This is a genomic window from Natronosporangium hydrolyticum, assembly GCF_016925615.1.
Taxonomy (GTDB): Bacteria; Actinomycetota; Actinomycetes; order Mycobacteriales; family Micromonosporaceae; genus Natronosporangium; species Natronosporangium hydrolyticum.
On sequence record NZ_CP070499.1, the window covers coordinates 3,935,392 to 3,957,937 of the forward strand.

Annotated in this window: 17 protein-coding genes and 3 pseudogenes; 7 read left to right on the forward strand and 13 right to left on the reverse strand. The window is 70.0% G+C overall.

All coding sequences use genetic code 11. The features are described from left to right. The first annotated feature begins 4 nt into the window (after nt 1–4). The gene (locus JQS43_RS17630; protein WP_239675497.1) at nt 5–418 is read left to right on the forward strand and encodes a hypothetical protein; all 414 of its coding nucleotides are present in this window, start codon (nt 5–7) and stop codon (nt 416–418) included. A 13-nt stretch (nt 419–431) separates the two neighbouring features. Here the strand turns inward: JQS43_RS17630 and JQS43_RS17635 are convergent, their stop codons facing one another. From JQS43_RS17635 to JQS43_RS17655, 7 genes and pseudogenes are all read right to left on the reverse strand, one after another. Next, nucleotides 432–842, reverse strand: a complete 411-nt coding sequence (locus tag JQS43_RS17635) for a VOC family protein (RefSeq protein ID WP_239675498.1) — start codon at nt 840–842, stop codon at nt 432–434. Between the two features lie 80 nt (nt 843–922). Further along, on the reverse strand, nt 923–1,069 hold the full coding sequence (locus JQS43_RS17640; RefSeq protein ID WP_239675499.1) for a hypothetical protein: 147 nt from the start codon (nt 1,067–1,069) through the stop codon (nt 923–925). Nucleotides 1,070–1,301: 232 nt separating this feature from the next. Beyond that, nucleotides 1,302–4,250: a vitamin B12-dependent ribonucleotide reductase gene (locus JQS43_RS26190; protein ID WP_420847712.1), complete on the reverse strand. Its 2,949-nt coding sequence runs from the start codon at nt 4,248–4,250 to the stop codon at nt 1,302–1,304. Between the two features lie 252 nt (nt 4,251–4,502). After that, nucleotides 4,503–4,694 (reverse strand): annotated as a pseudogene (locus JQS43_RS26335) (hypothetical protein); the annotation flags it as partial. Further along, nucleotides 4,695–5,102 (reverse strand): annotated as a pseudogene (locus JQS43_RS26200) (vitamin B12-dependent ribonucleotide reductase); the annotation flags it as partial. A gap of 221 nt (nt 5,103–5,323) precedes the next feature. Next, a complete protein-coding gene (gene nrdR / locus JQS43_RS17650) occupies nt 5,324–5,845 on the reverse strand; it encodes a transcriptional regulator NrdR (protein ID WP_239675500.1) in 522 nt (173 codons plus the stop codon). Between the two features lie 151 nt (nt 5,846–5,996). After that, nucleotides 5,997–6,344 (reverse strand): LysM peptidoglycan-binding domain-containing protein, encoded by a 348-nt coding sequence (locus tag JQS43_RS17655; RefSeq protein ID WP_239675501.1) that lies wholly within the window; start codon nt 6,342–6,344, stop codon nt 5,997–5,999. Between the two features lie 183 nt (nt 6,345–6,527). Between JQS43_RS17655 and lexA the strand changes: the two genes are divergently transcribed. Then, nucleotides 6,528–7,277 carry a transcriptional repressor LexA gene (gene lexA / locus JQS43_RS17660; protein ID WP_239675502.1) on the forward strand — a complete coding sequence of 250 codons (750 nt, stop codon included), beginning with the start codon at nt 6,528–6,530 and terminating at the stop codon, nt 7,275–7,277. Between the two features lie 13 nt (nt 7,278–7,290). Here lexA and JQS43_RS17665 read toward each other — a convergent pair whose 3' ends face one another. Both JQS43_RS17665 and hflX read right to left on the reverse strand, forming a co-directional pair. Beyond that, a complete protein-coding gene (locus JQS43_RS17665) occupies nt 7,291–9,237 on the reverse strand; it encodes a hypothetical protein (RefSeq protein ID WP_239675503.1) in 1,947 nt (648 codons plus the stop codon). A gap of 45 nt (nt 9,238–9,282) precedes the next feature. After that, the gene (gene hflX, locus JQS43_RS17670) at nt 9,283–10,728 is read right to left on the reverse strand and encodes a GTPase HflX (RefSeq protein WP_239675504.1); all 1,446 of its coding nucleotides are present in this window, start codon (nt 10,726–10,728) and stop codon (nt 9,283–9,285) included. Nucleotides 10,729–10,979: 251 nt separating this feature from the next. On the opposite strand from hflX, the gene JQS43_RS17675 reads away from it, so the two are divergent. Together JQS43_RS17675 and JQS43_RS17680 are read left to right on the forward strand one after the other, a co-directional pair. Continuing rightward, nucleotides 10,980–12,767, forward strand: a complete 1,788-nt coding sequence (locus JQS43_RS17675; RefSeq protein ID WP_239675505.1) for a BCCT family transporter — start codon at nt 10,980–10,982, stop codon at nt 12,765–12,767. A 164-nt stretch (nt 12,768–12,931) separates the two neighbouring features. Next, complete coding sequence (locus JQS43_RS17680) at nt 12,932–14,719, forward strand: BCCT family transporter (protein WP_239675506.1); 1,788 nt, start codon at nt 12,932–12,934, stop codon at nt 14,717–14,719. A 16-nt stretch (nt 14,720–14,735) separates the two neighbouring features. On the opposite strand, the gene dapF is transcribed toward JQS43_RS17680, so the two are convergent. After that, nucleotides 14,736–15,593, reverse strand: a complete 858-nt coding sequence (gene dapF, locus JQS43_RS17685) for a diaminopimelate epimerase (RefSeq protein ID WP_239679476.1) — start codon at nt 15,591–15,593, stop codon at nt 14,736–14,738. An 8-nt stretch (nt 15,594–15,601) separates the two neighbouring features. Beyond that, nucleotides 15,602–16,537, reverse strand: coding sequence for a tRNA (adenosine(37)-N6)-dimethylallyltransferase MiaA (gene miaA / locus JQS43_RS17690; protein ID WP_239675507.1), 936 nt, complete (start codon nt 16,535–16,537; stop codon nt 15,602–15,604). Between the two features lie 239 nt (nt 16,538–16,776). On the opposite strand from miaA, the gene JQS43_RS17695 reads away from it, so the two are divergent. Next, nucleotides 16,777–17,985 carry a DUF349 domain-containing protein gene (locus JQS43_RS17695; RefSeq protein ID WP_239675508.1) on the forward strand — a complete coding sequence of 403 codons (1,209 nt, stop codon included), beginning with the start codon at nt 16,777–16,779 and terminating at the stop codon, nt 17,983–17,985. A gap of 144 nt (nt 17,986–18,129) precedes the next feature. Further along, nucleotides 18,130–18,462 (forward strand): hypothetical protein, encoded by a 333-nt coding sequence (locus JQS43_RS17700; protein ID WP_239675509.1) that lies wholly within the window; start codon nt 18,130–18,132, stop codon nt 18,460–18,462. 11 nt (nt 18,463–18,473) lie between these two features. On the opposite strand, the gene JQS43_RS17705 is transcribed toward JQS43_RS17700, so the two are convergent. Both JQS43_RS17705 and miaB read right to left on the reverse strand, forming a co-directional pair. Then, the gene (locus tag JQS43_RS17705; protein ID WP_239675510.1) at nt 18,474–20,231 is read right to left on the reverse strand and encodes an HNH endonuclease signature motif containing protein; all 1,758 of its coding nucleotides are present in this window, start codon (nt 20,229–20,231) and stop codon (nt 18,474–18,476) included. A 136-nt stretch (nt 20,232–20,367) separates the two neighbouring features. After that, nucleotides 20,368–21,840, reverse strand: coding sequence for a tRNA (N6-isopentenyl adenosine(37)-C2)-methylthiotransferase MiaB (gene miaB / locus JQS43_RS17710; protein ID WP_239679477.1), 1,473 nt, complete (start codon nt 21,838–21,840; stop codon nt 20,368–20,370). A gap of 213 nt (nt 21,841–22,053) precedes the next feature. On the opposite strand from miaB, the pseudogene JQS43_RS26340 reads away from it, so the two are divergent. Further along, nucleotides 22,054–22,542: pseudogene (locus JQS43_RS26340) on the forward strand (class I SAM-dependent methyltransferase); the annotation flags it as partial. Nucleotides 22,543–22,546: the final 4 nt, after the last annotated feature.

Sequence of the window (22,546 nt, forward strand, 5' to 3'; positions counted from 1 at the left end):
GCCGGTGAAGATACCGCGTGGGTGGGTGAAAGTCGGGGCAGCGCTGCTCTCCGCCGGTGCGCTGGGCGGGGTGGCCCTCGTGGCCGGGTTCTCCGCCTGGCCACGCACCGAGGTGGTCGCCCAGACGCAGGTGACGCCGCAGCCGGCCCCGGTCGAGGGGGCGGGCCCGGCTGAGGTGGTGCTCCATCGCCGATGGTCGTTCTTCGGGCTCCGGGAGCGCTACACCCTCTTCGCCGGCCGCTCAGTGGTGATCGACACCCGGCCGCTGACCCTGTGCGGCACCACCTACCCGGTCGCCGACCCGGGCGAGCCGGCGACGATCGAGGCCGCCGTCGCGGGGCCGGCCGGCTACGACGTGAGCTTCGGCTCGGGCGAGGTGGTGACCGTCCCCGAGGAGGCGATGACCCATTGCCGCTGAGCCGGGCGGGCGCTCACTCCGGCTGGGAGACGTCGACCATCCAGGGGACGCCGAACCGGTCGACGCACAGACCGTAGAGATCGCCCCAGATCTGCTTCTCGAACGGCATGGTGACCGTGCCGCCGTCGGCCAGCTGCTCCCACATCTGCTCCAGGCCGTCGCCCGGATCGCCGCTGAGGCTGCAGGTGATGGTGTTGCCCGGGGTGAATGGCATTCCGGGTGCATTGTCCGAGGCCATCAGCGTGTAGCCCTGATCGGTGGTGAGCGACGCGTGCATCACCTTGTCGATGATGGCGGGATCGGTGCCGCCGAACTCGCCGAAGGTGCTGATCCGCAGCTCGCCGCCGAAGACCGCCTGATAGAACTCCATCGCCTCGCGGGCGTTGCCGTCGAAGGTGAGGTACGGGTTGAGTTGTGACGTCATCGTCGGCTCCTTAGGCTAAGCAACCGTGTGACCCTCCGACGCTAGACCTACCCACCGGCATGGTCGGCTATTCCGCTCAATCACGTGCCGTCGATCCCGTAGCGGTTGAGCCGCTCGACTGCTTCGACCTTGCTCATCGCCGCCACCTCCGATTCGCGTAAGCCCACCCGATTGATCAGCATGTGGACAAGATCGGCAGGCTGCGGGTCAGAAAGCGGCTCGGGCATCCCTCGATCAGGTTTGACCCCGTCCCGAACGCAACGCCAGAACTCCTGCTCAGAACTCTGAAGCTGATCTCGAAGGATGTGGCTCCAGATGCTGGGTCCGTCTCATTGGCCGGATCCGACCAGCCAGTCCCGCAGCTGATCTAGCGTACTTGCGCCTCGGTTCGTTCCGGCGGCCCAGCACCAATGACCCTTGGACGGGGTCGGGCTGGGCCGCCGGAACGAAGCTCGGTTGCTAGCTGCAGCCGGAGGTGGAGCCGCAACCTTCGCAGACGTAACAACTGCCGGCCGGCCGCATCTTTGTGCCGCAGGTCAGGCACAGCGGCGCATCGGCAGCCTTACCGATCACCGACTCCAGCAGCTCGGTGGAGGAGCCGACCGACTCGGTCGAGGTCGCCGACTCGTCACCCGCCGCCAGCACAGGACGGGCCGCCGGCTTCGCCGAGACCGGCGCGGTAGCGAGCCCGGCAAGGTCGACCTCGCCGTCGTCGTCGCCCGCCTCGGCACGGACCGCGGCGGCCCGCTCCTCGGCGGTGAAGATGCCCAGCTCGGAGCGCTTCTCGTAGGGCAGGTAGTCCAGCGCCAGCCGCCGGGCCACGTAGTCCATCACCGAGGTCGCCATCCGGATGTCCGGGTCGTCGGTCATCCCGGCCGGTTCGAACCGCATGTTCATGAACTTCTCCAGATACCGCTCCAGCGGCACGCCGTACTGCAGCGCCACCGAGACGGCGATGGAGAAGGCGTCCATCACCCCGGCGAGGGTCGAGCCCTGTTTGCCGAACTTCAGGAAGATCTCGCCCAGCCCGTCGTCCGGGTAGGAGGAGGCGGTCAGGTAGCCCTCGGCGTCGCCGACCGCGAACGACACGGTCTGCGACGGCCGCTTCTTCGGCAGCCGCCGGCGCACCGGGCGGTACTCGATGACCTTCTCCGGCTCGGCAACCTGCTTGGCGCCCTTTCCGCTGGAGAGCGGCTGGCCCACCTTGCAGTTGTCCCGATAGATGGCGATCGCCTTCAGGCCGAGCCGCCAGCCCTCGAAGTAGATCTGCTCGATGTCGGCGATGGTGGCGTTCTCCGGCATGTTGACGGTCTTGCTCACCGAACCGCTCAGGAACGGCTGTGCCGCCGCCATCATCCGGACATGGCCCATCGGCGAGATCGCCCGCTCCCCCAGCGCGCAGTCGAAGACCGGGTAGTGGTCCGGCCGCAGCCCCGGCGCGTCGACCACATGCCCGTGCTCGGCGATGTACTCGACGATCGCCTCCACCTGCTCGGGCTGGTAACCGAGGTTGGACAGCGCCCGCGGCACGGTCTGGTTGACGATCTGCATCGACCCGCCGCCGACCAGCTTCTTGAACTTGACCAGCGCGAGATCCGGCTCGATCCCGGTAGTGTCGCAGTCGAGCATGAAGCTGATCGTGCCGGTCGGCGCGATAACGCTCGCCTGGGCGTTGCGCCACCCGTTCACCGCACCCAGCTCGTTGCCGATCCGCCACTGTTCGGCCGCGGCCCGGCTCACCGCCACTGCGTTCGGGCTCTTCGGCTTGATCTCGTCGTTGGCCGCCGCGTGCTTGCGCATCACCCGCTGGTGCGCCTCGGCGTTGCGGGCATACCCCTGGTACGGGCCGACCACCCCGGCCAGCTCCGCCGACCGCCGGTAGGAGACCCCGGTCATCAGCGAGGTGATCGCGCCGGTCAGCGCCCGGCCGGCGTCCGAGTCGTACGGCAGGCCGCACGCCATCAGCAGCGCACCGAGGTTGGCGTACCCGATCCCGAGTTGCCGGTACGCGCGGGTGGTCTCGCCGATCTTGTCGGTCGGGAAGTCCGCGAAGCTGATCGAGATATCCATCGCGGTAATCACGAACTCGACCGTCTTGACGAACTGCTCCACCTCGAACGAGCCGTCCTCGTCCCGCAGGAACTTCATCAGGTTCAGCGAGGCGAGGTTGCACGACGAGTTGTCGAGAGACATGTACTCACTGCATGGATTACTGGCGGTGATCCGGCCGGTCTCCGGGTTGGTGTGCCAGTCGTTGATGGTGTCGTCGTACTGCATGCCGGGGTCGGCACACTCCCACGCCGCCTGGGCGATCTTGCGGAACAGCCCCTTGGCGTCGACCGTGTCGACCACCGAGCCGTCCATCCGCCCCCGCAGGTCGAACGACCCGCCCTGCTCGACCGCGCGCATGAACTCGTCGGAGACCCGGACCGAGTTGTTGGCGTTCTGGTATTGGACGCTGACGATGTCGGAGCCGCCGAGGTCCATGTCGAAGCCGGCGTCGCGCAGCGCCCGGATCTTGTCTTCCTCGCGCGCCTTGGTCTCGACGAACTCTTCGATGTCCGGGTGGTCGACGTCGAGGATCACCATCTTCGCCGCCCGCCGGGTGGCGCCACCGGACTTGATGGTGCCGGCCGAGGCGTCGGCGCCGCGCATGAAGCTCACCGGCCCCGAGGCGGTGCCGCCCGAGGAGAGTAGCTCCTTGGAGGAACGGATCCGGGAAAGATTGACCCCGGCCCCGGAGCCGCCCTTGAAGATCAGGCCCTCTTCTTTGTACCAATCCAGGATGGAGTCCATCGAGTCGTCGACGGAGAGGATGAAGCAGTTGTGCACCCGCAGGTTGCCGGCGAGGAACTCACCGGACTCGGTCTGGATGTCGTAGACCGGCTGCTGGCCGACCGACTCGACCCGGGTGATCTCCAACCGGCGGGTCCGCTGGTCGGCCCGGTCTGCCCCGGCGAGCCGCTCGCGCAGCGCGAACGTCCGGGCCGGGTCGACGTAGCCGACCTCCTCCGCAAAGATCACCTGGTCGGCGGGGTCGGGCAGGTGCAGCCGCCACCCCTGCCCCGACTCGGCGGCGACCACCTCCGCGAAGATCCCGAACCGCAGCAGCAGGCTCTGCACCCCATGGGCCAACGGCCCGGAGTCGGTGGTCAGCGAGACCGATCCCGCCGCCTCGGACCCACCGGTCTGGAACAGGCTGCGCAGGTAGGCCACGACCACCGGCAGCGGGGCGGTGAACAGCCCCGCCGGCACGGTTGCCCGGTCGCCTGGCTCCAGTAGGCCCCAGCCATGCACCAGCTCGGCGAGGGCCGGGTCGTAGAGGGAGATGTGCCGGTGATCGACCGCTTCGTCGGCGGTGACGGTACGCCGCTCGCCCCGGTGGGCGTCGGGCAGCACCGTGTCCATCGCGTCGACCACCCAGTCGCGCTCGTGCTCGTTGCGGGTGGTCGCGGCCAGCCGGAGGGTGTCGTCCTGCTCGTCGACCGAGCCGGCCAACTGCACCCAGCCGGCGAGCCCGGCCTCGGCCACCTCCCGCAGGTCCAGCTCCCGTTCGCCGTACGCGTCGCGGCGGTGCCACTCGAGGTGATCCCCGGGGCGCAGCTCACCTGCCTCGACGAACTCGCCGCCGGTGGCGGTGGCGCGCCAGACCTGGTGGTCCGGGGTGACCGAGAGGGTGTAGCCGGCGGTGGTGTGAAGCTTGATGACGTCCCGGACGCCGTTGGCCTTGGTGGCGACGATCTGGGTGACGCCGGCGGCGTCGAAGACCTTGCCCCCGACCGCGTCCCGCTCGACCAGCTCACCGATGGGCACCAGCCCGGCCGGGGTGCTCACCAGCGCGTCGTAGGGCAGGCAGGCGGAGACCTGCTGGGGCGACGGTGTGCCGACGTTGAACCACACCGGGGAGTTGAAGCTGAAGTACTGGTGCAGCAGCAGGTAGGTCAGCTCATGGCCGAAGATCTCGGCGTCGGAGTCGGAGCGGAAGTAGCCGTGTGCCAACCCGGCCTGCCGGTACTGCTCCACCACCCGGTCGATCAACTGCTTGAGCGACCACTCCCGGGCAGGCGTGCCGACCGCGCCGCGGAAATACTTGCTCGTCACGATGCTGGTGGCGTTCATGCTCCAGAAGTCGGGGAACTCGACGCCCCGCTGCTCGAAGTTGACCGAGCCATCCCGCCAGTTGGTCATCACCACGTCGCGGCGTTCCCAGCTCACCTCGTCATACGGATGCACCCCCGGTGAGGTCCACACCCGTTCGATCCCGAGCCCGCCGGGGCTGCCCGCCGGGCCTTCGTTACCCGGCTCGCCACCGGTGGCCCTGCCGCTGGATTTGCTGCCGTTGCGGCCAGCCAGCTCCGTCTTGCCCGGCTTGCGCTCCCCCGCCATCTCATCGCCCCCTCGGGTCGCTGCGGCGTCACGCCGCACGGTGATCAATGTCGCAGTTAGCTGTCTCAGGTGGTGCTGGTCAGCAGTGGTGCTGGTCAGCCGCGGTAAGCCGACGCGGCGGGCTGCACCCGCTGGTCGGGAGGAGCTCCCGACTCGGCCTGCCCAGTGGTGGGCCGCTCCGCCCGGAGGGCGGCGATCTCGGCTTCGAAGTCGCCCAGCGACTCGAACGACCGGTAGACGCTGGCGAAACGCAGGTAGGCGACCTCGTCCAGCTCCCGCAGCGGGCCCAGGATCGCGAGCCCGACCTCATTGCTGGGGATCTCGGCGGCGCCTCGCGCCCGGATGGTCTCCTCCACCCGCTGGGCGAGCAGCGCGATGTCGTCCTCGTCAACCGGCCGACCCTGGCAGGCCTTACGGACCCCGCTGACGATCTTCGGTCGGCTGAACGGCTCGGTGACGCCGCTGCGCTTGACCACCGCCAGCACCGCCTCCTCGACTGTCGTAAAGCGCTTGCCGCACTCGGAGCAGTGACGGCGCCGACGGATCAAGGCTCCGTCGTCGGCGTCGCGGGTGTCGACCACGCGGGAATCCGAATGGCGACAGTACGGGCAACGCACTCTCGCACCTCCGAACCCCAAGTTGTAGCCGACTTACACCCATGTCACTACTAGATCTAGGGGTCGAGATTAGTCCGCCGCCTAGCCGCGCGCAAGCTCGCCACCCCGCACCACCCGCCGGTGTGACCTTTTCGACAGGGCCTGCGGCCCGTCACCGCGCCGGCAGCCGCAGCCGTTGCCCCGGATGGATCGTCGTCCCGGACAGGTCGTTCAGGCGACGGATCTCAGCGACAACCCCGGGAGCATCATGGCTCGGCAGATGTCGCGCAGCCACCGACCATAACGTGTCTCCCGGCAGCACCACCGCCACCACCCCCGACGACTCCGCGGGCGCGGGCGCAGCTCCGGCCGGGTCGGGAATCGCGGCGGCGGTGACCGCGGGCGCCGCCAGCAGCACCAGCACCCCCGCCAAGAAGAACGCCGCCGCGACCATCACGATGCGCCCTCGCCGGGTCAACCGGACCCTGGCCCGCCGCCCAGAACGGACAGAACCGTCCATCACGCGCCCCCTCCCCGTACAGCCGTTCGATGTACGTATGTTCTACACTTCTAGCAGAGCGGGCTGATCCTGTCGAGAGCTCCACGCCCCCGACACGCCAGCGAGTCGAACGGATGTATGGGAAAATGACCCACCTGTGCGATAACGTCGGCGGAGCAGTCACATCAGGAGGGACGGGACGACATGAGCGGGCAGCCCAAAAAGCAGGAGGTGGCCCAGGCCCGCGCCCGGGTCCGACAGCACGGCGACGGCGCCGAGCTGCGCGCCGTCTCGGAGGTGGTAAGCGCCATGCCGGAAGTCTTCGCCGCGGACCTCACCCCCCGCCAGCGACGGATCATGGAGTTCCTCCGCAACTGGGGTCAGGAGCACGGCTACCCGCCGAGCGTCCGGGAGATCGGTGAGGCGGTGGGCCTGGTCTCGCCCAGCAGCGTCGCCTATCAACTCAAGGCGCTCGAGCGCAAAGGCTATCTGCGCCGCGACCCGAACCGGCCGCGCGCGGTCGACGTGCGCCCCGCCCACGAGGTGGCCGAGGAGAACGGTGCCGAACCCCTCCGACCCGCCCCCGCCTACGTGCCCATGCTCGGCCGGATCGCCGCAGGTGGGCCGATCCTCGCCGAGGAGCTGATCGAGGACGTCTTCCCGCTCCCCCGGGAGCTGGTCGGTGAGGGCACGCTCTTCCTGCTCCAGGTCAAGGGTGACTCCATGGTGGACGCCGCGATCTGCGACGGTGACCTCGTGGCGGTCCGGCAACAGCCGGAGGCAGAGAACGGGCAGATCGTGGCGGCGCTGATCGACGGCGAGGCGACGGTCAAGACCTACCAGCGGCGCGAAGGACGGGTGTGGCTGATGCCGCGAAACCCTGCCTACGAGCCGATCCCGGGTGAGCAGGCGACCATCATGGGGCGAGTGGTGACCGTCCTACGTCGGGTCTGACCCGCCAGCGCAGCTACCAACGATTCGGGTCCCGAAACTCGTACGGGTAGTCGGGGTCGTCTGAGTAATAGTCGGGCGGATGGGGCTGCTGACCACCACCCCGGTTTGCCCCGCCGTCCGACTCACCGTAGCCGTAGCCGTCGACCTGCTCCCCAGGCCAATCCTGGTAACCCTGGTCATAGTGGGCATGCCCGGCATCGCCGTACCCGGCCGGGTATCCCGGCTCCGCATAGTGGCCGCCAGGATCGTTCCCATACTGGCCCCCACCGTACTGGCCCCCGTACTCCGCCCCGCCATACTGGCCCCCGTAGCCCGGCTCATACCCCTGGTCATACGCGCCCCCGCCGTACTGACCCTCGCCGTACTGACCCTCGCCGTACTGAGCACCCCCGTACTGAGTCCCGCCATACTGAGTCCCGCCGTACTGAGCACCGCCATACTGACCTTCGTCATACTCAGCCCTGTCATACTGGCCCTCGCCGTACTGACCCTCGCCGTACTGGGCACCCCCGTACTGAGTCCCGCCATACTGAGTCCCGCCGTACTGGGTCCCGCCGTACTGGGCACCGCCGTACTCCTCCGGTTCCGGCGACGCGTCGGGGCGGGCGCTTGACCCGTAGACGCCGCCCGCGGCGGCCGCCGCACCGCCCACGGCTGCGGCACCGCCCACGGCTGTAGCACCGCCCACGGCTGTAGCACCCCGGGGGCCGCGGGGACGAGCCCGGGCGGTCGCCGGCGCGTCGGCCTCCGGATCGTCATCGTCCGCTTCGGAGGCATCCGCATCTTCCTGAGCGGCGCGGCGCCGGCCACGCACGATGCCGACGATGCCGGCGACGACTAGCAGCAGCCCGATCACACCGACCACCGCGATCACGTTGAGGATGTCCCGCACGTCGTTGATTAACGAGAACCCTCGGCCCTCCGGCGCTGCCGCCGCCTCCTCAGTCTCGTCGGGCTCCGGCTCCGGGGGTGGCGGCCCCGGCTCGTACTGCAGAATCGCCGGGACGAAGTTGGCCTGTTCTTCCGGGATCTCCGACACGGTGAGGAAGTGCGCGCCGTCGGGGGTATAGGTGATCGCTTCGCCTTGCGGTTCGCCCGGCAGCGGCGTCACCCGAGGCTGCGCGTCGTTGATCGCGCCCACCACATCGCCGTCGGTCACATCGAACTCGAACGCGTCGGTGTAGGTCCGCAGCACGACGGTCTCGAAGTCGGGGGCGGTGGCGCCGCCGGTGACGGTGCGCCGGGCCACCGCCGAGGGGAACACGTCATGCTCGCTACCGGTGTCCGGAGGCCTGAACTCCCCCACCCGCTCCAGGGTGACCGCCTGCTCGGCCGGGTTGTTCGGCACCAGATCGACCGGTTTGAAGATCTCTGCGGTGCCGCCGATCTCTTTGGTGACGATGACCGGCACCCCGTCGCCGTCGAGGATCAAAGCCTCGGCATCGCGCGGTTGGCCGTCTTCGTACACGAACCGGTGCAGCGTCGGGATGCGGTCACCGTTGAGGTCAGTGCGCCACAGCGCGACCGTATCGCGGGGGTCCCCGGCGGCGGTGCCGGCGGCCTGGTTGTCGCCGATGTCGCCGACCCACAGGATGTTGTCGGCCCGGTCGAGTTCCAGGTCTTCCGGGTCCCGTGAGCCCGGATCGGCGTAGAAGAGCTGCTCGGTCACCTGGCACGCCTGGTCGAGCACGAAGACGCCCTGCTCACCGCTGCCGTCGTTGATCACGTAGTAGCCGTCGTCGACCGCGACCAGACCCGAGAGCTGGTTGAGCCGAGGATCGGCGATCGAGCATTGTTCCTCGCCCGGCACTGGTTCGGGCACGAAGATCTCCGGCTCGTCCGGCTCTTCCTCGGTGGGCGGGGCGGTGGGGCTGGGTTGCGCAAGCGCGGGCCCGGCCGGGGCCAGACCCGCGCTGACCGGGAGCAGGCAAGCCACCGCCACCGCTGTCAGTCGACGCATCGCGCTAGTTTCCCATGCCGGCCCGGCGCGCCGCAGGGCCGGAGATCAGTCTGGCGCAGCGTCGGGGTGCGGCGGCTCGCTCCGGTACGGGTCGAGGGCTGCGGCGAGGTCCGGGTCGACCCGGGCGGAGACCCGGGTGCCGTCCGGTTCGTGCGCGACATGCTTGACCTGGCCGCGTTCGTGCACCTGGGCGATGAGGTCGCCGCGGTCGTACGGGACGACCGCTTCCAGGTCGATCGCCGGTCGGGGCAGCGCGGCCTCGACCGCGGCCCGCAGCTCCGCGACGCCGGTGCCGGTGTGCGCCGACACGAAGTTGGCCTGCGGCCACTCCCGCTTGAGCAGTAGCAGCTCCGCCTCGCCGGCCGCGTCGATCTTGTTGATCGCCAGCAGCTCCGGGACCTGGTCGGCGCCGACCTCGGCGAGCACCTCGCGGACCGCGCTGACCTGCGCCTGCGGGTCGGGGTGGGCGCCGTCGACCACGTGCACGATCAGGTCTGCGTCGGCGATCTCTTCCAGAGTGGAGCGGAACGCCTCGACCAGCTCGTGTGGCAGGTGCCGGACGAATCCGACCGTGTCCGAGAGCGTGTAGGTGCGGCCTTCGGAGGTCTGCGCCTTGCGGGTGGTGGGATCGAGGGTGGCGAAGAGCGCATCCTCCACCATGACTCCCGCGCCGGTGAGCTGGTTGAGCAGGCTGGACTTGCCGGCGTTGGTGTAGCCGGCGATCGCCACGCTCGGCACCTGCCGCCGGTGTCGGCTGGCGCGCTGCACGTCGCGGGTGGTGCGCATGCCGGTGATCTCCCGCTTGAGCTTCGCGATCCGGGTGCGGATCCGGCGGCGGTCGGTCTCCAGTTTGGTCTCACCGGGGCCGCGCAGCCCGACCCCGCCACTGGCACCGCCGGCGCGGCCGCCGGCCTGCCGGGAGAGCGCCTCACCCCAGCCGCGCAGCCGGGGCACGAGATATTGCAGCTGCGCCAGCTCGACCTGGGCCTTGCCCTCCCGGCTGCGCGCGTGCTGGGCGAAGATGTCCAGAATCAACGCGGTCCGGTCGATGACCTTGACCTTGGTCTCCTGCTCCAGGTTACGCAGCTGGCTGGGGGAGAGTTCGCCGTCGCAGATGACGGTGTCGGCGCCGACCGCCGCCACCATGTCCCGCAGCTCACCGACCTTGCCACGGCCGACGTAGGTGGCCGGGTCGGGCCGGTTTCGCCGTTGGATGAGCCCTTCCAGGATGGTGGAGCCGGCGGTGCTCGCCAGCGCCGCGAGTTCGGTGAGGGAGTTCTCGGCGTCGTCGACGGTCCCGTCGGCCCAGACTCCGACCAGCACCACTCGTTCCAACCGGAGCTGCCGGTACTCCACCTCGGTGACGTCGGCGAGCTCCGTGGAGAGCCCGGCGACCCGCCGCAGCGCCTGCCGGTCAGCCAGCTCAAGCTCCCCGGTTGATGGGTCGTCAACCACCAGGGTCGACTCGGCTAGCTCGTTCGGCTCGGGCAAATCTGTCACCTCGTCTGCGGGTCGCGGCGCTTACCGCTCAATCGTGACACGTCGAGCCCCGGCACCGCAGCACAGTTTCGCCGCGCACCGGGGGCGGCGGGCCCCCGGTACGCGTGGTCGGCCGCCGCGACGCTGCAAGATCCAGCTGGTAAGACCGGCGAGAAGGGCTAAGGGGCGAGTTGCGAGATCGATACAGAGGGACAAGGATGTTCACAGCCCATGATCGACTACCGAGGCAAGGAGATCGGATCATGTCAACCGCACCCCCGACTGAGGCTCCACCCGAGCCACCGCCGGAGCGGTCGCCCCGAAAACGGTTCCTGATGGCGCCGCGGGTCTTCATCCCCGCCGCCGCCTTCGTCATCGGCTTCGTGCTGTTGACCGTGCTCCTCCCGAGCCGGACCGAAGAGGCGATCAACTGGCTGCAAGCAGGGATCATCGACTCGGTCGGCTGGTACTACATCCTGCTCGTGGCCGGCTTCGTCGTCTTCTCGATTGTTCTGGCGGTCAGCCGGTTCGGCAACATCAAGCTCGGCCGCGACGACGAGCCCGCCGAGTTCAAGCTCGGCACCTGGCTGGCGATGCTCTTCTCCGCCGGGATGGGGATCGGGCTGGTCTTCTGGGGCGTCGCCGAACCGCTGTGGCACCTGGCAGACCCGCGTCCGGGCGCCACCGGCTCCCAGGCCCCCGACTACGACCCCAACTGGTACCAGGCCGAGGGCGCCGAGGGCGCCGCCGCCGAAGCCGCCTCGCAGGCGCTGCCGCAGACCTTCATCCACTGGGGGGTGCACGCCTGGGCGATCTACGTGATCGTCGGGCTGGCGATCGCGTACGCGGTGTTCCGGAAGGGTCGACCAGTCTCGATCCGGTGGGCGCTGGAGCCGGTCCTCGGCAAGTACGTCCGCGGCTGGCTCGGCGACCTGGTGGACATCCTCGCCATCGTCGGCACCATCTTCGGGGTCGCGACCTCGCTCGGGCTCGGGGCGCTGCAGATCGGCGCCGGCATGGAGTTCCTCGGCTGGGTCGACGAGCCTGGTGACCTGGTCACCGTGCTGCTGATCGGCAGCATCACCCTGGTGGCGACGCTCTCGGTGATGACCGGGCTCAAGCGTGGCATCAAGTGGCTGTCGCAGATCAACGTCTCGATGGCCGGGGTGCTACTGATCTTCGTGTTGATCGCCGGACCGACGGTCTTCATCTTCCGGGAGTACATCCAGTCCAGCGGCCAGTACCTGCAGCAGTTCTTCCAGCTCAGCTTCGATGTTGGCGCCGAGCACGGCGAGTCCGGCGAGGCCTGGCAGTCGGCGTGGACGACGTTCTACTGGGGCTGGTGGATCTCCTGGGCACCGTTCGTCGGGATCTTCATCGCCCGGATCTCCCGCGGGCGGACGGTGCGGGAGTTCATCACCGGGGTGCTGCTGGTGCCGACCGTGGTCTCCTTCCTCTGGTTCTCCGCGCTCGGCGGCACCGCGATCTACTCCGAAGTCTTCGGTGACGGCGGGCTGGTCGACCCGGCGGACGGGCCGAGCACCGTCGGGGCGCTCTTCCAGATGCTCGATGGCCTGCCGGTCGCCGGTATCCTGATCACGCTGATCAGCATCATGGTGATCATCTTGATCGCGACCTTCTTCGTCACCTCGTCGGACTCGGGCTCGTTCGTGGTGGACATGCTCGCCTCCGGTGGCGACCCCGACCCGCCCACCTGGAGCCGGGTGTTCTGGGCGGTCCTGGAAGGGCTGGTAGCGATCGCGCTGCTGGTCCTGATCACCGGCGAGCAGGGCGGGCTGGAGGCGTTGCAGACCGCGGCGATCATCGCGGCGCTGCCGTTCAGCCTGGTGATGCTGGCGATGTGCGTGTCGATCTGGAAGCAGTTCGGCGAAGAACGCCGGGAGTGGCAGCGGCTGGAGCGAGAGCGCCGAACTAAGGAACTCACCGCCCACGTCACCCAGTCGATGATCGACGACGGGTTGATCGAGCCGAACGGCAACGGCGGCGAGGCCGCCACCGACAAGGCGGAGACCGGACCTACCCGGGCCTGATCGGGCGGTTCTTCACCTCCGTACCAAGAACCGGGCGGCGCTGCGGCGCCGCCCGGTTTTGTCTGTCGCTTCACCGGTCGCGATTGGTTCCCCCGCGCGGTGGTGGTTTGCCCGACGGCCGACCCGGGGTAACCACCCGAAGGGGTACGGGGAGGGGGCACCGCATGGCGACACCAGCGGCTTCGGGGCCCAGGCCAGGGCGTTCCGAGCCAGGGCGTTCCGAGGTAAACGGGGCACCGGAGCGGCGGACCCGCCCACCGAGCCGACGCGCCGCGATGCTGCGGGTCTTCCTGCCCGCGGCGGCGGTGGTGGTGGGGTTCGTGCTCTACGCCTGGCTCTTCACCGACAGCGCCATCAGCGTCGTCAACACCCTCCACGAAAACGTGGTCACCACGTTCGGCTGGTACTACGTCCTGATCGTCGCGGCCTTCGTGATCTTCATCGTGGTGGTGGGCGCCAGCCGGCTCGGTGACATCAAACTCGGCCGCGACACCGACGACCCAGAGTTCAAGCTTCAGTCTTGGCTGGCGATGCTGTTCGCCGCCGGCATGGGGATCGGGCTGATCTTCTGGGGGGTCGCCGAACCCATCTCCCATCTGGTCGATCCCCGGCCGGGTACGGTCGGTGCCGGACCTGCCGCGGAGAGCGGCGCCGACCCCTGGTACCAACCGGACGCGTTGCAGGGCCCGGCGGCCGCTGCCGGGCAGGAGTCACTGATCCAGACCTTCCTGCACTGGGGCCTCCACCCGTGGGCGGTCTACGCCATCGTCGGCCTGGCCATCGCGTACGCGGTGCACCGGCGGGGCCGGCCGATCTCGATCCGGTGGGCGCTGGAGCCGGTGCTCGGTAAGTATGTCCGCGGCTGGCTCGGCGACGTGATCGACATCGTGGCGATCGTCGGCACCCTGTTCGGCGTCGCCACCTCGCTCGGGCTGGGGGCGCTGCAGATCGCCGGCGGCATCGGCGTCGTCTCCGACGTGACGCCCGGGACGCTGGTCCAGGTGCTGCTGATCATCGCGATCACGCTGGTGGCGATCTCCTCGGTCGCCACCGGGCTGCACCGCGGCATCAAATGGCTCTCCCAGCTCAACGTCTCGCTGATGGCGGTCCTGCTGGTGTTCATCCTGGTCACCGGGCCGACGCTGTTCCTGTTCCGGGAGTTCATCCAGTCCACCGGGTTGTACATCCAGAACCTGTTCCGGCTCAGCTTCGACGTCGGCGCCGAACAGGGCGAGGCGGGCGAGACCTGGGCCGCCGGCTGGACGACTTTCTACTGGGGCTGGTGGATGTCCTGGGCGCCGTTCGTCGGGATCTTCATCGCCCGGATCTCCCGCGGCCGCACCGTCCGCGAGTTCGTCGCCGGTGTGCTGCTGGTACCCACGTTGGTGTCGTTCTTGTGGTTCTCGGTGCTCGGTGGCGCCGCGATCCATCAGGAGATCTTCGACGCTGGCGGGCTCGCCGACTCGCTCGCCGAGGGCGAGGAGTTCCCGCTCTTCGGCCTGCTCTCCGGGTTGCCGGCGGGAACCCTGGTCACGGTCGGGGTGCTGGTGCTGATCGCGCTGTTCTTCATCACCTCCTCGGACTCCGGGTCGCTGGTGGTGGACATGCTCGCCTCCGGCGGGGAGCCGGACCCGCCGGTCTGGAGCCGGGTGTTCTGGGCAGCGCTGGAGGGGGCGATCGCGATCGCGCTGCTGGTGCTAGCCGCGGGCGAGGAGGGCCTGGAGGCGCTCCAGATCGCCGCGATCATGGCGGCGCTGCCGGTCAGCGTGATCATGATTCTGATGTGTGTCGCGATCTGGAAACAGCTCCGCGCCGAGTTGCTCGCCCGCCGCCGCGCCGACCGGCGCCGCTACACCGAGGAACTCACCGAGGAGGTCTCGCAACACCTGATCAGCGAAGGCATGGTGGACGAGGCCCCGGCCCAGCGCAGCCCCAACGGCGGCACCAGCTGACCGGTGCCGCGCCCGATCACACCGTCGGTGCCGCCAACGCGTCGCGGAACACCGTGCCCTGCGCCACCAGCACCGCCGCCCCGGTCAGCGCACACTCCTCCGCGGTGATCGCCACCGTCAACCGGCCACCCGGCACATCCACGGTCGCCAAGCCGGCGGCCTGCCCACTGCGGTGGAGCGTCACCGCGGCAGCGGCGCAGGCCCCGGAACCGCACGAAAGGGTCTCGCCCACCCCCCGCTCGTACACCCGCATCCGGACATGGTCCGGCCCCGCCGGCTCGCCGGTCACCGGCTCGGTGAACTCCACGTTCACGCCGTCGGGAAACAGCCCCGGATCGACCACCGGGGCAGCGGTCAGTTCCAGCTCCGTCAACCGCACCGACCGCGGCAACGGACACACTAGGTGCGGGTTGCCGCAGTCGACCGCGGTACCGGTGAAGACCTGCCCGCCGAGCCGCGCGGTGGTCTCGCCGAGCAGCCGCGGATGCCCCATGGTGGCGCTGACCGCCTCCTCCGACACCACCACCGCCACCTGCCCGCTGCGGGTCCCCACCAGGAACTCGCTGGTAGCGACGAGTTCACGGGCGACCAGATACCGGGCGAACACCCGCACCCCGTTGCCGCACATCTCCGCGATCGAGCCGTCGGCGTTGCGGTAATCCATGAACCACTCCGCTCCGCCGTACCGCTGCGGATCCGCCGCCAACTCTGGATCGGCGGCGGTACGCACCACCCGCAACACCCCGTCCGCGCCGATGCCGAACCGCCGGTCGCACAGGCCCGTCACCAGCTCCGGAGTCAGGATCAACGCCCCCTCCGGATCCGGGATGATCACGAAATCGTTGCCGGTGCCCTGCCCCTTGGTGAACTCGATCGGCTCCATCACCGCTCCCCTCCCGGCTGCGCCAGCTCCGCCTGCGCGACTGCGGCGAGCGCCGCCTCGGTCAGATCCGCGCGGTCCGCACCGAGCCACACCGGTCGCGGGTCGCGCCGGAACCACGACCGTTGCCGCCGCACGTAACGCCGGGTGGCGCGGATCGTCTCGGCGTACGCGGCGTCCTCGCTCACCTCCCCGGCCAGGAACGACAGCACCTGCTGGTAGCCCAGCGCGGCACGGGCGGTCCGCCCCTGCCGCAGCCCTCGCTCCGCCAACCCGCGCACCTCCGCCACCAGCCCAGCTCGCCACATCTGCCCCACCCGGGTCGCCACCCGCTCGTCCAACTCCGGGCCGTCACGATCCAGCGCCACCTGCACCGACCGGTACGCGGGCCGGGGCTGCTCGGGCAGCCGGGCGACGAACGGGCGACCGGTCAAACTGATCACCTCCAGCGCGCGGACGATCCGGCGACCGTTGCTGGGCAAGATCGCCCCCGCCGCCACCGGGTCGACTTCCCGCAGCCGCTGATGCAGCGCCTCCGGACCGTACTCGGCCAGCTCTGACTCAAGCTTTCCCCGGATCAGCGGGTCGGTGCCAGGGAACTCCAGTTCGTCCAGGACCGCCCGCACGTACAACCCGGAGCCGCCCACCAACACCGGCACCCGGCCGCGGCCGAGGATCTCCGCCACCGCCGCCCGCGCCAGCCGTTGATATTCGGCGACGCTGGCGGTTTCGGTCACCTCCCAGATGTCCAGCAGGTGGTGCGGCACGCCGCCCCGCTCCGCCGGCGGCACCTTCGCGGTGCCGATGTCCATCCCCCGGTAGAGCTGCATCGAGTCGGCGTTGACCACCTCCCCACCGAGCGCTCGGGCGAGCTCGATCCCAAGCTCCGACTTGCCCGTCGCGGTAGGTCCCACCACCGCCACCACCAGCTGGTCCACCCGCACGACCCTAATGCGCCCGGATGTCAGTGGTGGCGTGGTCCCCCCGCATGCAACCGGATACGGTCTGAAAGGACACCAAATGGTCACGGTCTGCCACGGGGCCTCGACGGGCCCCGGGGGGCACCTGTGAGAATGCCTACGTAGGGGTCGTCGCCCAACCGGGCGGCGGCGTGCGGCAGCGGCCGACCGGTCCGTAACGGGCCGGCGGTGACGCCCGGGGTAGACGGGACGAGTAGATGAGCGAGTGGACCAGCTTCGGCCGGATCGACGCGGACGGCACGGTGTACGTGAAGACAGCCGAGGGGGAACGGGCGGTCGGCTCGTGGCAGGCTGGCACCCCCGAAGAGGGGCTGGCCCACTTCGCCCGGCGCTTCGCCGACCTGGTCACCGAGGTGGATCTGATCGAGGCCCGGCTCTCCACCGGGGCCGCCGACCCCGCCCGCTCGGCCACCAGCATCCGCCGGCTCCGGGAGAGTCTGGCCGAGGCGCACGTCGTCGGCGACGTCGACGGCCTCGCGGCCCGGCTCGACAAGCTCGCCAGCCTCGCCGACGAGAAAGCGGTGCAGCAGCGGGCGGAACGCGACGCCGCCCGGGCCGAGGCGGTGGCCCGCAAGACTACGCTGGTCGAGGAGGCGGAGCAGATCGCCACCGAGTCGACCGCCTGGAAGGTCTCGGGCGACCGGCTGCGGGAAATCCTCGACGAGTGGCGCGCCATCCGCGGCGTCGACAAGAAGACCGACGGCGAACTGTGGAAGCGGTACGCTGCCGCCCGCGACGGGTTCGCCCGCCGCCGCGGCGCCCACTTCGCCTCGTTGGACGCCTCCCGCAAACAGGCCCAGGGCGCCAAGGAAGAGCTGGTCGCACAGGCCGAGGCGCTCGCCGACTCGACCGACTGGACCGAGACCGCCAACCAGCTCAAGGAGCTGATGAACCAGTGGAAGGCGGCGCCGCGCGCCAGCAAGGACGCTGAGCAGCGGCTCTGGGCCCAGTTCCGGGCCGCCCAGGACACCTTCTTCAGCCGCCGCTCCGAGGTCTTCTCCGCCCGCGACGCCGAGCAGAAGGACAACCTGGCCCGGCGGCAGGAGCTCGTCGCCCGGGCGGAGGCGCTGGACCTTGAGGCGGACCCGCGTGGCGCGCAGAGCGCGATGCGCGAGATCCTCACCGAGTGGGGCCAGACCGGCCGGGTACGCCGGGAGGCGGCCGCCCCGCTGGAGCGCCGGCTGCGGGCGGTCGAGGACAAGGTCCGCAAGGCGATGGACACCGCGTGGCGGCGCCCCGACCCGGCGGCGAACCCGCTGCTGGATCAGATGCGGTCGCAGGTCACTGAGGCGGAGGAGCGGCTGGAACGTGCCCGGACCGCGGGGGACCAGAAGCGGATCGCCGAGGCCGAGGATGCGCTGGCGAGCAAACGGCAACTGCTGGCGCTCGCCGAACGCGCCACCTGAGCCACCGCCGGCTGACCTACCGCCGGCTGGGCTACGCTGACCCGCCGTCCCGGCTACGCGCTGACGTACCATTAGTGACCACAAGGGCGGGTCGGCACACGCCTGAGCCGCTTGCTCCTTTCGCGACCCTAAGGAGACGATCCAGTGCTCGGGATTCCCCCTACCGTCGCACCGGAGACCGTGCTGGCGCAGGAGACACCGTTCCAGAACTGGCTGAGCAACTGGCTGGCCTGGCTCTCCGACAACCTACCGATGATCTTCATCGTGGTCGCGGTCCTCACCGGCATCCTGGTCCTGGCCAAGGGCGGAGTGAAGCAGGTCCTGATCTTCGCGATCGGGGCCGCGCTGGCGTTCCTGCTGCTGACCAACCTGGAGGCGATCGCCGACTTCTTCAGCGACGAGCTCCCGATCGACGCCCCGCCCGGGCCCCCGGAGGCACCGGAGAGCCCGGCCCCGACCGAGGACGCCACCGGCTGATGCTCGGTGGCTCACCCAGGTGAGACGAGCTCAGGTACGGCGAGCTCAGGTACGGCGAGCTCAGGTACGGCGAACGACGGGCTCGGACGGGTGGTGTACCGCCGGCCGGCGGGCGTGGTCCAGATGAACGCTCCCGGTGCGGGCTGGACCAGCTCGGTGCCGGTGGCATGCTTGAACATGTGATGCCGCCGGCACAGGACGGCCAGGTTGGCCGGATGGTGGTCTCCGCCGCGGGCCCACTCGTGGATATGGTCGATATCGGCCGACCAGGCCGGGTGACGACATCCAGGAGCCACGCACGTGCGGTCCCGCGCTCGGACCAATGCGAGCGTCTCCGCGTCAGGTCGTCTGGTGGCGACCGGCCGCGGACGGTGCCGGGTGATGCCGTGGTAGAGCAGCCGTTCAGCTCCATCATAGACAGAAAACCGCCAGGTATCCTTGGCCTGCTGGGACGCCACCTGCCGGGCGATGTCCGCCAGCACCGGCCCGAACCCGGCGATCTCGCCCGGTAGCTCCGCCTGCCCGGTGAGCGTGGCGAACGGAACCTGGATCTCCACCACACCCTTGCGCGGCCCCGGCATCGGACCCGCGGCCGGACCCGCGGCCGGACCCGCGGCCGCGCCAGGTCGGGTCGAGGGCAGACCGGCGAAGCCCGCCGCCCACAACGGCCGCAGCACCTCGTGCTCGATCTCCTCCGGCTCGTCACCGCCCGCCGCGAGAGCGGGCGGCTCAAGCACTGCGTCCGGCGGGATCGCCGCCGAAGGCGGCGCGTCCGACGGCACGGTGATGGTGGGGTCACTGGCCGGGTCGAGCAGCGTGGGATCGGCCGGAGCTGTGGGCCACGGGGTCCCCCTCCCCGGCGCCACCGCCTCCCCCGCCCCGTCGCCGGCGCGCACACCCCTGTCACCGGTGCGCACACCCCCGCCGCCGAGACCACCGTCGGTGATCGGCCCACCGGCCGCGACCCCGTCACCGACCAGAAGATCCAGCAACGCATCCGCCCGCAACTGGTCGACCCGCCGCTGGTCACCGGCTGCCTTCGCCGCCCGGGCGATCGCCGACAACCGCTCCCACGCCGCCGCCACCCGATGCGGAGCCAACTCGTACCCGGCCAAGCCGGCCAGATTGTTGTCGTTGAGGTAGACCCCCACCCGCCGGGAACGGCTGTCTTCGCGGGCGCGTTTCGCCGAGGCCTGCGGGTCGGCGGCGAGCAGCAGCCGGCGCAGCCGCGCCCCGATCTCGGCGGTGGTCAGCTCGGGCGCGGCCTCGATCACCTGGCTGGCCACCGCCCGGGCAACCGGCTCCTCCGCCGCCGCGAGGACCTGCGCGAACACGTACGCCTTGGGTCGATCGATCACCCCGGCTGCGAGCGCGGCGAAGACCATCGGCAGCCGGTCGATCAACGCCTCCGCGAAACCGATCTCGCCGGCAGCCCGTGAGCTGGTCCACGTCAGTGCGAACGCCGTCTCTGTGTCTGCCCAGCCGGTGCTACCGGGCGGGCCTGCCCCGGCGGAGGGGTCGGCGTGCGCCACCGCATGCAGGTCGGCCAACAGCTGCGCCTGCACCTGCGCCAACAGCCGGCTCCGCGCCGCCGCTAGCCGCAGCAGGCCGTCCGTGTCCAGAGTAGAACGGTCAACCGACGCCAGCGCCTCAGCGAGCCCGACCCCGGCCGGCATCGCCTCGAGCTCATCGGGGAGCCCACCAGGGAGCCCATCGGGGAGCCCATCGGGGAGCCCACCAGGGCTCCCGCCGTCACACCGTTCATCCACAACGCCATATTAGCACGCATGTACGAAGATCACTACGCCCTTAGCTCGGGCGGCCCCGTCCCTACCGGTCAGGCAACCCTGCCGTAGTTGACCATGGGGTTCGGGGCGGCAATACCCGCCGACCAGGTACCTAGGTTCATGATCGGCTGGCGAGGCGGGGCATGCCGAGCATGACGCCGGGGGCGCCGGCGGTCCGGGGAGCGTGACCCGCCTCGTACGCGTCACCGGCGCGAGTCCGGCGGTGGGCGCTCACCGGCGCGTCGGCGATCAGGTAGTGCGGCGCCGCCGAGGTGACCGTGGTGTAGACGACATCCCCGGGCCGGATACCGGAGTCGGAGTCGGAGTCGGCGGCGAAGTGGACCAGGCGGCCGTCGCGGGCCCGGCCGGAGAGCCGGCCGGTGGCCTCGTCCTTACGTCCCTCCCCGACCGCGACCAACACCTCCACCTCCCGGCCGATCTGCCGTTGGTGGTCGGCGAAGGTGATCTCCTCCACCAGCGCCACCAGCCGCTCGTACCGCTCCTGGACGACCGCCTTGGGCAGCTGGTCGGGCAGCTCGGCGGCGGGCGTACCCGGCCGCTTCGAATACTGGAACGTGAACGCGCCGGCGAACCGCGACTCCCGCACCACATCCAGCGTCGCCTGGAAATCCTCCTCGGTCTCGCCCGGGAACCCGACAATGATGTCGGTGGTGATCGCCGCGTCCGGCATCGCCGCCCGGACCTTCTCCAGGATCGACAGGTAGCGCTGGGAGCGGTAGGAGCGCCGCATCGCCTTCAACACCCGGTCGGAGCCGGACTGCAGCGGCATGTGCAGCTGGTGGCAGACGTTCGGGGTCTCGGCCATGGCCGCGATCACGTCGTCGGTGAAGTCTTTCGGGTGCGGGCTGGTGAACCGGACCCGCTCCAGCCCGTCGATGCCGCCGCAGGCGCGCAGCAGCTTGCCGAACGCGAGCCGATCACCGAACTCGACGCCGTAGGAGTTGACGTTCTGGCCGAGCAGGGTCACCTCCAGCACCCCTTCGGCGACCAGCGCCTCGACCTCGGCGAGGATCTCCCCCGGCCGGCGGTCGCGCTCCTTGCCGCGCAGGCTGGGCACGATGCAGAAGCTGCAGGTGTTGTTGCACCCGACAGAGATCGACACCCAGCCGGCGTAGGTGGATTCGCGCCGGGTCGGCAGGGTCGACGGGAAGGTCTCCAGCGCCTCCAGGATCTCCACCTCGGCGGCCTGGTTGTGCCGGGCCCGCTCCAGCAGCACCGGCAGCGCGCCCAGGTTGTGGGTGCCGAAGACCACGTCGACCCAGGGCGCCCGCTTGACGATCTCGCCCCGGTCCTTCTGCGCCAGGCAGCCGCCGACCGCGATCTGCATGCCAGGGTGGCGTTGCTTGACCGGCCGCAGGTGGCCGAGGTTGCCGTAGAGCCGGTTGTCGGCATTTTCCCGGACCGCGCAGGTGTTGAAGACGACGATATCCGCCGGCTCATCCCCGACATGCCGGACATATCCGGCGGACTCGAGCATGCCGGAGATCCGCTCGGAGTCGTGCACGTTCATCTGGCAGCCGTACGTGCGGACCTCGTACGAGCGGGGTTCGGCGGTGGTGACGGTGCTCATCTCGGTTGTCCAACTCATCTCGGGTGTCCAGGCTACCGGCTATCCTGACCCGACCACGGCCCCCGCCCCCACCCCCGCCCCCACTCGGGCTGATCATGGACCTAGGTACATGATTCGGGCCAGTTTCCGTCCCCAACCCCATGGTCAACTCACGAGAGGAGAGCGGGCGTGGAGGCAGCGTTGCGGTCCGCCGCCGAGACGGCGCCCGGTTTCATGCCGCCGCACGAAGGGCTCGCCCTCTACCAGGCCGCGGTGCAAGCCGCCGCAACCAGCGGCCCGCTGCTGGAGATCGGCAGCTACTGCGGCAAGTCGACGATCTACCTCGCCGCGGCGGCCCGAGCCGCCAGTACCCGAGCCGCCAGTACCCGAGCCGCCAGTACCCGAGACACCGCCGCCCCGGTGATCACCCTTGACCACCACCGGGGCTCGGAGGAGCACCAGCCCGGTTGGGAGTATCACGATCCCGACCTGGTCGACCCGGTCACCGGCCGGATCGACACCCTGCCGGTGCTGCGCCGGGTGCTCGCCACCGCCGGCGTCGAAGACACCGTCACCGTCATCGTCGGGGACTCCGCCACCGTAGCCGCGATCTGGGCCACCCCGCTGGCGCTACTATTCATCGACGGCGGCCACACCGACGCCGCCGCCCAGGCCGACTACCACGGCTGGGCGCCACACCTGCGCCCCGGCGGCCTGCTCGTCATCC